The following is a 14,539-nucleotide window of genomic DNA, read 5'->3' on the forward strand; positions in this document are numbered from 1 at the left end:
CACCACGCTCCGGTCGCCGCGCCCCGCCACTCAGCCGTCCACCGTGGCGGCCAGCTCACCGTCGGCCAGGCGGACGCGCAGCGGGTCGCCCTTGCCGACCTCGGCCGCCGCGCGGACCACGTGGCCGTCCGCGCGCTGCACGATCGCGTACCCCCGGTCGAGGGTGGCCGCGGGTGAGAGGGCGCGTAGCCGGGCCAGGGTGTGCCGCAGCTCGTCGTCGGCCGCACCCAGGCGGTGGGCCAGGCATCGTCCGGCCCGCTGACGCAGCGCACTCAGGTCGGTCGCCCGCTGCTCCACCATCACCTGCGGCCGGGCCAGCACCGGACGGGAACGTAGCCCGTCGAGCCGGTGGGACTCCCGGTCGACCAGGTTGCGCACCGCCCGTTCGAGGCGGTGCCGGGCCTGACCGATGAGGCGTACCTCCTCGGTGAGGTCGGGGACCACCCGCTTGGCCGCGTCGGTCGGGGTGGACGCGCGGACGTCGGCGACGTAGTCGATCAACGGCGCGTCCGTTTCGTGACCGATCGCGCTGACCACCGGGGTGCGGCAGCCGAACACCGCGCGGCAGAGCGCCTCGTCGGAGAAGGGCAGCAGGTCCTCGATGCCGCCGCCACCCCTGGCGATGATGATCACGTCGATGCTCGGGTCGGCGTCCAGCACCTTGAGCGCGTCGATGATCTGCGGCACCGCGGACGGGCCCTGCACGGCCACGTTCACCGTACGGAACTCCACCGCCGGCCACCGTCGCCGTGCGTTGGTCAGCACGTCCCGCTCGGCGGCCGACGCCCTGCCGGTGATCAGCCCGATGCGGCCGGGCAGGAACGGCAGCCGGCGTTTGCGTGCCCGGTCGAAAAGTCCCTCGGCGGCGAGCAGCTTCTTGAGCTTCTCCAGCCGGGCCAGCAGCTCACCCAGCCCCACCTGGCGGATCTCGTCGGCACGCAGGCTCAGCGTGCCGCGGGCGGCGTAGAACTCCGGTTTGGCGTGCAGCACCACCCGGGCGCCCTCGCGCAGCTCGGGCGCGCCGGCGTCCAGTACGTCCCGGTTGGTGGTGACGGTCAGGCTCAGGTCGGCCGACGGATCACGCAGGGTGAGGAAGACGGTGCTGGCCCCGGGCCGGCGGCTGATCTGCGCCACCTGCCCGTCCACCCACACCCAGCCGAGCTTCGCGATCCAGGCGCCCACCTTCTGGCTGACCACCCGGACCGGCCACGGCTCCTCCGCGCTGCTCCGCGCCCCGTCACTCACCCGCCCACCCTACGACCCACCCACCCCACCGGATCGGCCTCGGGCCTCGGCGCGGCAGGAGGGGCGGGGTCGCGGCCGCTGCCGCCGGGAAATCGGACACGTACGATGGACGGGTGACCGAGGCTCAGGCGACCCCCCAGACCGGTAAGCGCGTGCTCCTGGCCAAGCCCCGCGGCTACTGCGCGGGCGTCGACCGCGCGGTGCAGACCGTCGAGGAGGCGCTGAAGCTCTACGGCGCCCCGATCTACGTCCGCAAGCAGATCGTGCACAACAAGCACGTCGTGCAGACCCTGGAGGCGCAGGGCGCGATCTTCGTGGAGGAGAACGAGGAGGTGCCGGAGGGCGCCACCGTCATCTTCTCCGCGCACGGGGTGGCCCCCGAGGTCTACGAGCAGGCGAAGGCGCGCTCACTGAAGGCCATCGACGCGACCTGCCCGCTGGTCACGAAGGTGCACCAGGAGGCGAAGCGGTTCGCCGCCGAGGACTACGACATCCTGCTGATCGGTCACGAGGGGCACGAGGAGGTCGTCGGCACCGCCGGCGAGGCTCCCGCCCACATCCAGCTGGTGGACGGGCCGGACGGCGTCGACAAGATCACCGTTCGCGACCCGGAGAAGGTGGTCTGGCTCTCCCAGACCACGCTCTCGGTGGACGAGACGTTGGAGACGGTCGCCCGGCTCAAGCAGCGGCTGCCGCTGCTCCAGTCGCCGCCCAGCGACGACATCTGCTACGCGACCTCCAACCGGCAGCACGTGGTCAAGGAGATCGCCCCGGAGTGCGACGTGGTGATGGTCGTCGGCTCGCGAAACTCGTCCAACTCCGTCCGGCTGGTCGAGGTGGCCCTGGACGCCGGCGCCCGCGCCGGTCATCTGGTCGACTTCGCCCACGAGATCGAAGACGCCTGGCTGGCCGACGCCCGTACCGTCGGCGTGACCTCCGGCGCGAGCGTCCCCGAGGACCTGGTCCGGGACGTGCTGGCGCACCTGGCGGCACGCGGTTTCGCCGACGTCGAGGAGATCACCACCGCCAACGAGCGGCTCACCTTCTCGCTGCCGCAGGAGCTGAAGCGGGACATGAAGGCCGCGGCGGCCCGCGGTTGAGTGGTCTCGGCGGGTTTCCGGCGGGAACGCCCGGCCACTCCGGCGCGTCCAAATCGGCATGAGGACCTTTCGGCTCGTCGTCTCCGCCCTGGTGGTCTGCGCGGCGCTGAGCGCCTGCGGCGGCACGGACGGTCCTGCCACCCCCACCCCGAGCGGATCGTCACCGGCCACCGGGCAGCCCAGCCCGTCGGCGGCCGTCCCGCCGACCCCTGGCCCGGTGACACCCACCCCCGCCCCGACGCTCAAACCACCCGGTGGACCCACCGTCCCGCCGCCCGTCGGAGCCACCGAACTCACCGGCACGATCACCCCTGGCGTGGAGCCGAACTGCGTGCTGCTCGACGGCTACCTGCTGATCGGCGGCCCGCGGGACGTGCTCACCGCCGGTGCCAAGGTGACCGTCACCGGCCGGGTCGAGCCCGGCATGATGACCACCTGCCAGCAGGGCACGCCGTTCGTCGTCGAGAGCGCGCACCGTAGCTGACACGGTGGGCCAGCGGGTAACCCGCCCGGCCGACCGGTCAGCCGCCGGCGAAACCGGTCAGCGGTCGCGGTCGACGGGGACGACGTCGTCCAGCAGCTCGGGAGCCTGCGGCTGACGGGGAGTCAGCTCGACCTGGGCCGGACTGGCCAGTTCCTCGTCCGAGACGCCCAGCTCGGCGAGCTTGCGCGCGCTGACCAGCACTCGGGCCTCCAGCGATCCGACCGCCCGGTTGTACGCCGTCACCGCGCCGGCCAGCGACGAGCCGAGCTTGCCCACGTGGTCGCCGAGCGTGGCGAGCCGCCCGTACAGCTCCCGGGCCAGCGTGTGCACCGCGAGCGCGTTGCGGGCCAGCGCCTCCTGCCGCCAGGAGTAGGCCACCGTGCGGAGCAGGGCGACCAGGGTGGCTGGCGTGGCCAGCACCACGTTGCGGGCGAAGGCGTGCTCCAGCAGCGTCGGGTCACGCTGGAGCGCGACGTCGAGGAACGGGTCGGCGGGCACGAACAGCACCACGAACTCCGGCGAGCTGTCGAACGCGGCCCAGTAGGACTTGGCGGCCAGCGCGTCGACGTGCCCCCGCAGGTGCCGGGCGTGCGCGTCGAGGTGCGTGTCCCGGCCGCGCTCGTCGCGGGCCTCCATCGCGGTGAGGTACGCGTCGAACGGCGCCTTGGCGTCCACCACCACCGACCGGCCGCCGTGCAGCCGGACCACCAGATCCGGGCGGACGACCTGCTCGTCGGTGGCGGCGGTGACCTGCTCGGAGAAGTCGCAGTGCTCCAGCATGCCGGCCGCCTCGACGATCCGGCGTAACTGGTGCTCGCCCCAGCGGCCCCGCACCTGCGGCGCGCGCAGCGCCGCCACCAGCTGCTTGGTCTCGGTGCGCAGCTCGCCGGAGACGGCATTCATCGAGCGGACCTGCTCACGCAGCTCGGCGTACGCGTCGACCCGGTCGTGCTCCAGGTCGGCGACCCGCTGCTCGTAGCGGCGCAGGGTCTCGTGCAGCGGCGCCACCGCGCGGGCCACCGCCTCCTGGGACTGGGCGGTGGCCTCGTAGCTCAGCGCCCGCATGGACTGCTCTAGGCGCCCCTCGCCCTCCCGGGTCGCGGTCAGCGTGGCGTCCAGCCGGGCGATGTCGGCCGCCGACCGGGACCGGGCCGCGAGCCAGCCCACCGCCCCGCCGGCGCCGAGGCACACGATCACCAGGAGCAGCGTCGAGACGTCCATCACCGGAGCTTGCCAGACGGATACGACGTGACGCCCGGGGGTACGTTCGGAGACATGGAACTTCTGCTGTGCCTCGCCATCGTGGTGGTCGGCGTGCTGGGCGCCGCGGCGATCATCCGTGCCCAGGCCACCGCCCGGCAGCGCACCGAACTCGGTGACGCCCGCGCGGAGGCGCAACGCTGGTACGAGCGCCTCGGCGGCCAGTTGATGAACCTGCACGGCGACGAGCCGGCGGTCCGCCAGGCGCTGTCCGACGCCGGTGAGCGGTACAACGCGGCGGGCTCACAGCTGGAGCAGGCGCGTACGCCCAACCAGTTCGCGCTGGCCCGGGAGACCGCGCTGGAGGGGTTGGCGTACATCCGGGCGGCACGGACGGCACTGGGCATCGATCCCGGCCCGGAGGTGCCGCAGTTGGCCGCGGCGCGCGGGGTCGGACAGCTCACCAAGGAGCGGGAGGTCGACGTGCAGGGGCAGACCTTCCGGGCCGGCCCGCAACCCGGCCGGGACACGCCCTACTACTACCCCGGTGGCCGTTACAAGGGCCGGCCGGTGCCGGCGGGCTGGTACTCGACGCCGTGGTGGAAGACCGCGCTGGGCGCCGGCGCCGGTGTGCTCGGCGGCATCCTGATCGCCGACGCGCTGTTCTCGCCCGCCTTCGCGGACCCGGGTTACGGCTACGACGAGGGCTACCAGGAGGGCTTCGGCGACGGCGTCGACCAGGGCGCTGACGGCGGCGACCAGGGCGGTGACGGCGGCGACCAGGGCGGCGACCAGGGCTTCGACGGCGGCGACCAGGGTGGTGGCGACTACGCCGGCGGCGACTACGCGGGCGGCGATTTCGGCGGCGGCGGTGACTTCGGCGGCGGCGGTGACTTCGGCGGCGGCGATTTCGGCGGCGGTGACTTCGGCGGCGGCGACTGGTGACCGCCGCTGAGTGACACGCGAACAGGCCCCGGTCGAAGGACCGGGGCCTGTTTCGTTGTGCCGTCGCTCAGCCCGTGTTGCGCATTCCGGCGGCGATGCCGTTCACCGTGGTGAGCAGTGCCCGTTCCAGGGCCGTGCCGTCGCTCGGTGCGCGTCGGCCGCCCGGCGCGGTGGCCACCGCCCGTCCGGCGGCACCGGACTCCCGGTACTGCCGCAGCAGCGCCACCTGGAGGTGGTGCAGCGGCTCCAGGTAGGTGTCGCGGACGGCCAGGGTGCGCTGGAGCACCGGCGAGTTCTCCAGCAGGGCGGGCGAGGCGGTCACCGCCAGCACCTCCCGCTTGGTCAGCTCGTACTCCTGCTCGATCTGCTCGAAGATCGGGTGCAGCTTCTTCGGCACCAGCGTCTCGACGTACCGGCGGGCGATGCTCAGGTCGGTCTTGGTCAACATCATCTCGACATTCGACAGGAACGTGCGGAAGAAGTGCCAGTTGCGGTGCATCTCGGCCAGCACGTCCGCCAGGCCGGCCTCGCGGGCGGCGGCCAGCCCCGCGCCGACGCCGAACCAGCCCGGCACGATCTGCCGCGTCTGCGTCCACCCGAACACCCACGGGATGGCCCGCAGCCCGGACAGCCCGGCACCGGTGTTCGGGCGCTTCGCCGGCCGGGAGCCGATGTTCAGCGCGCCCAGCAGCTCGGTGGGGGTGGACGCCCAGAAGTACGCCGGCAGGTCCGGGTCCTCGACCAGCGACCGGTACGACCGGTACGCAGACTCGGAAACCACGTCCATGGCGGCGTCCCAGCGTTCGAGCATCTCCGCCGGCTGCCGGGGGCCGGTGTGCAGCAGCGTCGCCTGGAGCACCGCGGCGAGGGTGAGCTCCAGGTTCTCCCGGGCCAGCGAGGGCAGGCTGTACTTGTCGGAGATCACCTCGCCCTGCTCGGTCACCTTGATCGCGCCGTCCAGCGTGCCGTACGGCTGGGCCAGGATCGCCTCGTGCGTCGGCCCGCCACCGCGACCCACCGTGCCGCCCCGGCCGTGGAACAGCCGCAGGTGCACGCCGTGCCGGGCGGCCACGTCGCGCAGCGCGCGCTGGGCCCGGTGGATCGACCACTGGCTGGTGGTGATCCCAGCCTCCTTGTTGGAGTCCGAGTAGCCGAGCATGACCTCCTGCACGTCACCCCGGGCGGCCACCAGCGCCCGGTACGCGGGCAGCGACAGCAGTTCGTCGAGAAGTTCACCGCCGGCGTTCAGCTCGGCCGGGGTCTCCAGCAGCGGCACGAACCCGATCCGGGCCCGCCCGCTGTGCACGTCGACCAGCCCGGCCTCGCGGGCCAGCACCACCGCGGCCAGCACGTCGTCCACGCCGAGGGTCATCGAGATGATGTACGACTCGATCACCTCGGTGCCGAACCGGTCCTGCGCCTCCCGGATGGTGCCGAACACGTCGAACGTCTTGCGGGCCGGCTCGGACAGCGGAGTGTCCAGCGTGGACAGCGGTCGGCGGCCGGTCAGCTCGTCGGCGAGCAGCTTGGTGCGCTCCAGGCGGCTCAGCGCCGGATAGTCGGAGACCTCGCCGACCGCACCGTACAGCTGGGCGAGCACCGCGTGGTGTGCCTCGGCGTGCTCCCGGACGTCCATGGTGGCCAGGTGCAGGCCGAACGCGGAGACCGTCCGGATGGTGGAGGCCAGCCGGCCGACTGCGGTGAGCTGCCCGGAGTTACGGGCCAGCGAGGCGCGCAGCAGCTCCAGGTCGGCGATCAGCTCGGCGGAGCCCAGGTAGTCCCGGCCCGGCACGTGCGCGGTGCCCTGGCGCAACCGCTGCCGGGTGTTGGCCAGCTTCGCCTTCACGCAGCGCGCCTTGAGCCGGTACGGCTCCTCGGCGTTGACCCGGCGGAACCGGGGTGCCACCTCGGGCAGCGCGTCCAGGTCGGCGGCGAGGCTGGCGGAGAGGTCCAGTGACACCCCGCGCAACCGGCGCGAGACCGACACCTCGTTGATCAGGTGGTCCATCGCCTTCTCGGTGGCCGCGATGCCGTGCTCGTGCTGAATGGTCAGCACCTCGCGGGTGACCGCCGGGGTGACGAAGGGGTTGCCGTCCCGGTCACCGCCGATCCAGGTGCCGAAGCTCAACGGGCGGGCCGTCGGCGAGGTCTCCACGCCGAGCGTGCGCAGCGTGTCGGCCAGGTCGTCGAGCACCTGGGGGGCGGCCTCGGCGTACAGGTCACGCAGGTAGTAGATCGCGTTGCGGGCCTCGTCGGTCGGGTCCGGCCGGTCCAGCCGCAGCTCGTCGGTCTGCCACATCAGGTCCAGCAGCTCGGCCAGCCGCCGGTTCGCCGGGCCCTCGTCGCTGGCGCCGTAGAGGATCGCGTTGGCGGTCTCGGTGTCCAGTTCGTCGGCGATGGCCCGCAGCTTGGACAGAATCGAGCGGCGGGCCGCCTCGGTGGGGTGCGCGGTGAAGACCGGCCGTACCGCCAGCCGGCGGGCCGCGGCGGCGATCTCTTCCGCCGGCACCCCGCGCTCGGCGATCATCTTGGCCGCCTGGTCCAGCCAGCCGCCCTGCACGGCGCGGCGGCGGCGCAGGTCCCGGCCGCGGTGCACCTGCTCGGTGATGTTGGCCAGGTGGAAGTAGGTGGAGAAGGCGCGGGCCAGCTTGGTGCCGGTGGTCACGTCCAGCCCGCCGAGCCGCTGGGCGGCCGCCGGGGCGTCGGTGCGGACCTGGGCGCGGATCTCCTCGACGAGGTCGAGCAGTGGTCGGCCCTCCTGGCGGGCGAGCGTCTGCCCGAGGAGGGTGCCGAGCCGGCGGATGTCGGCGCGCAGCGCGGCGTCCGGGCCGTCGTGGTCGTGCTGGTCGGTCACGATGCGCTCCTTACGTGAGTACGAAGGACAGCGCTGTCCGACTCCCTGGATGGTATCCGCGCCGGGCCGGATGGCAGGAGGGGCTCTCCGAATGGTGCGCCGTGACGCGGAACACCTCGGAGATCACCTAAACGGCCCGCGATCTTGGTCTTGTCGGTCAGGGCCGGATTCGCCCTGCTCGTGGCGTTTCGCCGGGCGGTAATCCGCTGGCCCCCACCGCTACCGTTCGATCATGGCTGCGCCGCGATATCCCACCAAACCGAAGCCCGGCGACCGGGTCGCGATCGTCTCACCCTCCGCCGGTCTGCCGGGTCTCTTCCCCCACGTGTACGAGTTGGGGCTGCGCCGGCTGCGCGAGGAGTTCAGTCTGGAGCCGGTGGAGTACCCGACCACCCGGGTGATGGGGGCCGACCCGCGCGACCGGGCTCGTGACCTGACCGCCGCGTTCGCCGACCCGACGATCACCGCCGTGCTCGCTACCGTCGGCGGCGAGGACCTGATCACCGTCACCCCGCACCTACACGACGACGTGCTGCGGTCCAACCCCAAGCCCTACTTCGGGTACTCCGACAACACCAACGTGCTCAACCACCTGTACCGGCTCGGGATCGTGGCCTACCACGGCGGCTCGGTGCTGGTGCACCTCGGCCGGCCGGGCGCACCGCACCCGCTGACCTTCGACTCGCTGCGCGCCGCGCTCTTCACCACCGACTGGTACGACCTCGCCCCGGCCGCCGAGTGGGGTGACGAGCCGCGCGACTGGCGGGACCCGGCGACGCTCGCCGAGGAGCCGGTGATGCTGCCCGGCGAGGGCTGGCACTGGCAGGGCCCGGCGCGCGTGGTCCGGGGACGCACCTGGGGCGGCAACCTGGAGGTGCTCAACTGGTTGCTCGCCGCCGACCGGGTGGCACCGGCGGCGTCGCTGTCCGGCTCGGTGCTGCTGATCGAGACCTCCGAGGAACTGCCCTCGGACACCGAGGTGTACCGGATCCTGCGCAACCTGGGGGAGCGCGGCCTGCTCGCCAGCTTCCCGGCGGTGCTGGTTGGACGGGCCAAGGCATGGGACTTCGACCGGCCGCACACCCTCGACGAACGCCGGGCGTACGCGGCGGCCCAGCGGGCCGCGGTGGCCCGGGCCTGCGCCGAGTACGCGCCCGACGCGGTGCTGGTCTTCGACGTCGACCTCGGGCACACCGACCCGCAGCTGATCATCCCGTACGGCGGAGAGATCCTGGTCGACGCTGAGGCCCGACGCATCGCGGTCCGCTACTGACCCGGTCCGGCTGCCCGGCTGCCCGGCTGGCCCGCTGGCTTTCGCAACTCTCAGGAAGTAGTGGTGTCCCGGCGCACCGGAGGCCACTACTTCCTTGAAGTTGCGTAGATCTTGGGCTCGGGGCGCGGGGCGCGGGGCTCGGCCTTTTCGGCGGGGCGGCCGAGGCTCGGACGCCGCGTCCGGTGCGGTGTGACGCGCGCTCAGCCGTCGATGATGGCGAAGGCGCGGACTGGAAAGGTGCCCATGCCGGCGACCCTCGGTGGCGCCGCGGTGAACCGGAAGCCGTTCGGCGGCAGGGCGTCCAGGCCGGTCAGGTGCTCCACGATCGGGATGCCCGCGGCGAGCAGCGCGCTGTGCGCGGGGCGTTCACCGCCGGCCGCCGGGCTCATGTCGTCGATGTTGATCGAGTCGATGCCGACCAGTGCCACGCCAGCGTCCACCAGCGCCCGGGCGGCGTCCCCGGTCAGGTGCGGCGCCTCCGGCGCGCCGTACCGCTCGGTGCCGAAGTGCGCATCCCAGCCCGTGTGCAGCAACACCGCGCGCCCGGCCACCTCGTACGGGGCCAGCATCAACCGGTCCACCGCCCGCGTGCCGGCCGGCACCCGGACCACCACGCCGGGCAGGTCGGCGAGCCGGTCCAGCGGCACCCCGGCCAGGTCCTCGCCGTCGTTCCAGCGGTGTGCGGGGGTGTCCAGGTACGTGCCGGTGTTGGCGATCATGTCGATCCGAGCCACCCGGAACTCGGTGCCCGGCGCATAGTTCGCACGCGACGCCGCGAACGTGAGCCAGTCGGCGATCCGCGGCCCGGGCCAGCCGGGCAGGGTGGTCATCCCGTCGCTGATCACGTGGCTCAACTCGACCAGCCGGCGGCCGGGGCCGGTTTCGCCGACGGCGACGCCACGGCCACCCTTGTGCGGCTCCTCGATGATCGTCTTCGCGCTGATCCGGACCTCGGCGACCATCAGCAGCCCGAGATGCCGGACGAACAACGCCGCCAGGTCCTGATCGGTGATCTCTCGACCCGGGATGTCCAGCCGGAACCCCTCGGTGCGCAGCCCACCGCCGTTGGCGAAGCTCACCTCAGCATCGAACTGTGCCCGCCACTGCCCGCCCATACCAAGACCTGATCACGGCCTCCGGTCGCCGTCAAGATCGAACGCCCCGTCCGTTAGGACGGTGTGCAGTTCGGTCGGTACCGGCGATCCGTCGGCAGGCGGCCGGCCTGACCGTGGCGGCGCCGAGCCGGGTCAGCGCCAAGGCCAGGTCGTGCACATGGCCCGCCCGGGGCAGACGCGGCAGCGCGGGCAGCGGGCAGCGGGGCAGTGGGGGCAGCTGGCAGCGCGGGGTGGCGGGGGCAGCGCAGGTGGCGGGGGCAGCGCGGGCAACGGGGGATGATCCACACAACTTCAGGGAAATAGTTGTCTCCCGGCGCGCGGACGCCACTACATCCCTGAAGTTGTGCGGATCTTGGGCGCAGGGCGCAGGGCGCAGGGCAGGGCGCAGGGCGCAGGGCACGGGCCGCGGGAGCGGGGCACGGGGCGCGGGCCGCGGGAGCGGGGCGCGGGGCGCGGGCCGCGGGAGCGGGGCGCGGGGCGCGGGCGCGGGGCACGGGCCGCGGGGGCGGGGCGCGGGGCTTGGGCATGGACCTGGGCGGAAGGGGGTGGCTGTCGGTGGACGGGGATAGGCTGGTTGTCGTGCACCCCCCGTCCGACCGGACGAGGGGCAGCCGTCGTGTGCGTCGACTCCCCTGGAAGTGATCACATGCTCACCGGTCTGTTCTCTGCCGCCCTGGCCGACCCCGGGCTGGCCCGGGCGCGTGACCTGGCGCGCTCCGGTGCCGCTCAGGTCGACGGCCTCGACATCACCGCTCCACCGGCGCTGCGCCCGTTCGCGGTGGCCGCCGTCGCGGCCGACCCTGACGGGCCCGGTGGCGGGGCTGGGCGGCCGGTGCTGGCGGTGACCGCCACCACCCGTGAGGCCGATGACCTGGCCGCCGCGCTGGGCGGGCTGCTGCCGGCGGAGCAGGTGGTGGTCTTCCCGTCGTGGGAGACGCTGCCGCACGAGCGGCTCTCCCCGCGTTCGGACACGGTCGGCCGGCGGCTGGCCGTGCTGCGCCGGCTGGCGCACCCGGAGTCGGCTGACGCGCACGGCAGCACCGGGCCGCTGCGGGTGGTGGTGGCCCCGGTTCGTTCGCTGCTCCAACCGCAGCTCAAAGGGCTCGGTGACCTGGAGCCGGTGCAGCTCGCCGCAGGCGAGGAGGCGGATCTGGAGGAGGTCGCCCGCCGGCTGATCGACATGGCGTACGCCCGGGTCGACCTGGTCACCAAGCGCGGCGAGTTCGCGGTGCGTGGCGGCATCCTGGACGTCTTCCCGCCGACCGACGAGCATCCTTCCCGGGTCGAGTTCTGGGGCGACGAGGTGGAGGAGATCCGCACCTTCGCCGTCGCCGACCAGCGGACCATCGAGCAGGTTCCGCTGCTCTGGGCGCCGCCCTGCCGGGAGCTGTTGCTCACTCCGCAGGTCCGTGAGCGGGCCGCCGCGCTCGCCGAGCAGCATCCGGAGCTGGCCGAGATCCTGGACAAGCTGGCCGAGGGCATCCCGGTGGAGGGGATGGAGTCGCTGGCGCCGGTGCTGGTCGGCCCGGACTCGCTGGAGCTGCTGCTGGACGCCATGCCGTCCGGCACCCACGTGCTGCTCTGCGACCCGGAGCGGATCCGCACCCGGGCGCACGACCTGGTGCGTACCTCGGAGGAGTTCCTCCAGGCCAGCTGGGCCGCCGCGGCGGTCGGCGGGCAGGCCCCGGTGGATGTCGGCGCCGCCGCCTTCCGCACCCTGGCCGAGGTGCGGGCCGCCGCCGGCAAGCTCGGCCAGCCGTGGTGGACGCTGTCCCCGTTCGGCCTGGAGGCGGAGACCGCCGAGACCCGGCAGCCCTGGGAGGACGCGCCGGAGCAGGCCGCGGTCACTCCGGACGACGCCATCGCGGTGACGCTCTCCGCTCAGCCGGCCCCGCTCTATCACGGTGAGACCGCGCGTGTGGTCGACGACCTCAAGCGCTGGGCCGGCGAGGGCTGGTCGATCGCGCTGGTCTTCGAGGGGCACGGTCCCGCCCAGCGGGCGGTGGAGGTGCTGCGCGACGCCGGGCTGGGCGCCCGGCTCACCGAGGAGATGCCGACAGCCCCCGCCGCCGGCGAGCTGGTGGTCACCTGCGGTGCGCTGAGCAGCGGGTTCGTCGATGAGGCGTCCCGTTTCGTGCTGCTCACCGGCAACGACGTCACCGGGGGTCGGGGCACCTCCACGCGGGACATGCGCAAGATGCCGAGCCGGCGGCGCAACACGATTGACCCGCTGGAGCTCAAGGCCGGCGACCACGTGGTGCACGAGCAGCACGGCATCGGCCGGTACGTCGAGCTGGTGCAGCGCACCGTCAACGGCGCCAGCCGGGAATACCTGGTCATCGAGTACGCGGCCAGCAAGCGCGGCCAGCCCGGCGACCGGCTCTTCGTGCCGACCGACCAGCTGGACCAGCTCTCCCGTTACGTGGGCGGCGAGCAGCCGACCCTGCACAAGATGGGCGGCTCGGACTGGCAGAAGTCCAAGGCCCGGGCGCGCAAGGCGGTCCGGGAGATCGCCGCGCAGCTGATCCAGCTCTACGCCGCCCGCAAGGCGTCCAAGGGTCACTCGTTCGGCCCGGACACGCCGTGGCAGCGGGAGCTGGAGGACGCCTTCCCCTGGCAGGAGACGCCGGATCAGCTCGCCGCGATCGACGAGGTCAAGCGGGACATGGAGCAGACCGTCCCGATGGACCGGTTGATCTGCGGTGATGTCGGCTACGGCAAGACCGAGATCGCGGTCCGGGCGGCGTTCAAGGCGGTACAGGACGGCAAGCAGGTGGCGGTGCTGGTGCCGACCACGCTGCTGGTGCAGCAGCACTACAACACGTTCGCCGAGCGGATGAGCCAGTTCCCGGTGGAGATCCGGCAGCTGTCCCGGTTCCAGACTCCGAAGGAGACCGAGCGGACGCTGGAGATGGTCGCTGACGGCACGGTCGACATCGTCATCGGCACCCACCGGCTGCTCCAGACCGCCACCCGGTTCAAGCAGCTGGGTCTGGTGGTCGTCGATGAGGAGCAGCGCTTCGGTGTCGAGCACAAGGAGCACCTGAAGACGCTGCGGGCCTCGGTCGACGTGCTGAGCATGTCGGCCACCCCGATCCCGCGCACCCTGGAGATGGCTATCACCGGCATCCGGGAGATGTCGACCATCGCCACCCCGCCGGAGGAGCGGCACCCGGTGCTCACCTTCGTGGGCGCGCAGGACGACCGGCAGGTGGCCGCGTCCATCCACCGGGAGCTGCTCCGCGACGGGCAGGTCTTCTACCTGCACAACCGGGTCGAGTCGATCGACCGGGCGGCGCGGCGGCTGCGTGAGCTCGTGCCCGAGGCGCGGGTCGCGGTGGCGCACGGCCAGATGGGCGAGGAGGCCCTGGAGAAGGTCATGGTCGGCTTCTGGGAGAAGGAGTTCGACGTGCTGGTCTGCACCACGATCGTGGAGTCCGGCATCGACATCCCGAACGCCAACACCCTGATCGTGGAGCGGGCCGACCTGCTCGGCCTGGCCCAGCTGCACCAGATCCGTGGCCGGGTCGGCCGGGGCCGGGAGCGGGCGTACGCGTACTTCCTCTACCCGCCGGAGAAGCCGCTCACCGAGCACGCCCACGAGCGGTTGGCGACCATCGCCCAGCACACCGAGCTGGGCGCCGGCATGTACGTGGCGATGAAGGACCTGGAGATCCGGGGCGCCGGCAACCTGCTCGGCGGCGAGCAGTCCGGGCACATCGAGGGTGTCGGCTTCGATCTGTACGTGCGGATGGTCGGCGAGGCGGTCTCGGCGTTCAAGGGCGAGCGGCCGGAGGAGGAGGCCGACGTCAAGATCGACCTGCCGGTCGACGCGCACCTGCCGCACGACTACGTGGGGGTGGAGCGCCTGCGGTTGGAGATGTACCGCAAGCTCGCCGAGGCGCGCGACGAGGAGCGGCTGCGCGAGGTGGTCGCCGAGATGACCGACCGGTACGGCGAGCCACCGGCCCCGGTGCAGAACCTGGTCGCGGTGGCCCGGTTCCGCCTGCTGGCCCGCCGGTACGGCTTGGCCGACGTGTCGATGCAGGGCAAGCACGTCCGGTTCGGGCCGCTGCCGCTGCCCGACTCGAAGCAGCTGCGGCTCAAGCGCTACCACCCGGACGCGGTCTACAAGCAGGCCACCGACCAGGTGAGTGTGCCCCGGCCGAGCACGCGTCGGGTCGGTGGCGAGCCGCTGCGCGACCAGGCTCTGCTGGAGTGGTGCGCCCAGCTCCTCTCCGACGTACTCGGCGCCCCGGCCGTCACGGCGGGGGCGACCGCCTGAGCCGGTGCCGCGTGCGTCGAGCGGCGGCCCGTGGCGCG

Annotated in this window: 9 protein-coding genes; 5 read left to right on the forward strand and 4 right to left on the reverse strand. The window is 72.9% G+C overall.

Features of this window, described 5'->3' with window-relative positions:
- Positions 1 to 30 precede the first annotated feature (30 nt).
- Positions 31 to 1,245 carry an exodeoxyribonuclease VII large subunit gene (xseA, locus tag ACFYPS_RS07205; protein WP_354962686.1) on the reverse strand — a complete coding sequence of 405 codons (1,215 nt, stop codon included), beginning with the start codon at positions 1,243 to 1,245 and terminating at the stop codon, positions 31 to 33.
- Positions 1,246 to 1,358: 113 nt separating this feature from the next.
- On the opposite strand from xseA, the gene ACFYPS_RS07210 reads away from it, so the two are divergent.
- Positions 1,359 to 2,345 (forward strand): 4-hydroxy-3-methylbut-2-enyl diphosphate reductase, encoded by a 987-nt coding sequence (locus ACFYPS_RS07210; protein WP_354962687.1) that lies wholly within the window; start codon positions 1,359 to 1,361, stop codon positions 2,343 to 2,345.
- 58 nt (positions 2,346 to 2,403) lie between these two features.
- Positions 2,404 to 2,829, forward strand: a complete 426-nt coding sequence (locus ACFYPS_RS07215; protein WP_354962688.1) for a hypothetical protein — start codon at positions 2,404 to 2,406, stop codon at positions 2,827 to 2,829.
- Positions 2,830 to 2,886: 57 nt separating this feature from the next.
- On the opposite strand, the gene ACFYPS_RS07220 is transcribed toward ACFYPS_RS07215, so the two are convergent.
- On the reverse strand, positions 2,887 to 4,050 hold the full coding sequence (locus tag ACFYPS_RS07220; protein ID WP_089017708.1) for a DNA recombination protein RmuC: 1,164 nt from the start codon (positions 4,048 to 4,050) through the stop codon (positions 2,887 to 2,889).
- A gap of 54 nt (positions 4,051 to 4,104) precedes the next feature.
- Between ACFYPS_RS07220 and ACFYPS_RS07225 the strand changes: the two genes are divergently transcribed.
- Positions 4,105 to 4,974, forward strand: a complete 870-nt coding sequence (locus ACFYPS_RS07225; protein ID WP_354962689.1) for a hypothetical protein — start codon at positions 4,105 to 4,107, stop codon at positions 4,972 to 4,974.
- Positions 4,975 to 5,041: 67 nt separating this feature from the next.
- Here the strand turns inward: ACFYPS_RS07225 and ppc are convergent, their stop codons facing one another.
- Entirely contained in the window at positions 5,042 to 7,828 is a 2,787-nt protein-coding gene (ppc, locus tag ACFYPS_RS07230; protein WP_354962690.1) for a phosphoenolpyruvate carboxylase, read from the reverse strand.
- Between the two features lie 232 nt (positions 7,829 to 8,060).
- Here ppc and ACFYPS_RS07235 point away from each other — a divergent pair, with 232 nt between their 5' ends.
- Entirely contained in the window at positions 8,061 to 9,101 is a 1,041-nt protein-coding gene (locus ACFYPS_RS07235) for a S66 peptidase family protein (protein ID WP_354962691.1), read from the forward strand.
- A gap of 200 nt (positions 9,102 to 9,301) precedes the next feature.
- Here the strand turns inward: ACFYPS_RS07235 and ACFYPS_RS07240 are convergent, their stop codons facing one another.
- A complete protein-coding gene (locus ACFYPS_RS07240) occupies positions 9,302 to 10,216 on the reverse strand; it encodes a cyclase family protein (protein ID WP_354962692.1) in 915 nt (304 codons plus the stop codon).
- Between the two features lie 646 nt (positions 10,217 to 10,862).
- Here ACFYPS_RS07240 and mfd point away from each other — a divergent pair.
- On the forward strand, positions 10,863 to 14,501 hold the full coding sequence (mfd, locus tag ACFYPS_RS07245; RefSeq protein WP_354962693.1) for a transcription-repair coupling factor: 3,639 nt from the start codon (positions 10,863 to 10,865) through the stop codon (positions 14,499 to 14,501).
- Positions 14,502 to 14,539: the final 38 nt, after the last annotated feature.

It is taken from the genome of Micromonospora sp. NPDC005087 (genome assembly GCF_042872965.1).
Taxonomy (GTDB): Bacteria; Actinomycetota; Actinomycetes; order Mycobacteriales; family Micromonosporaceae; genus Micromonospora.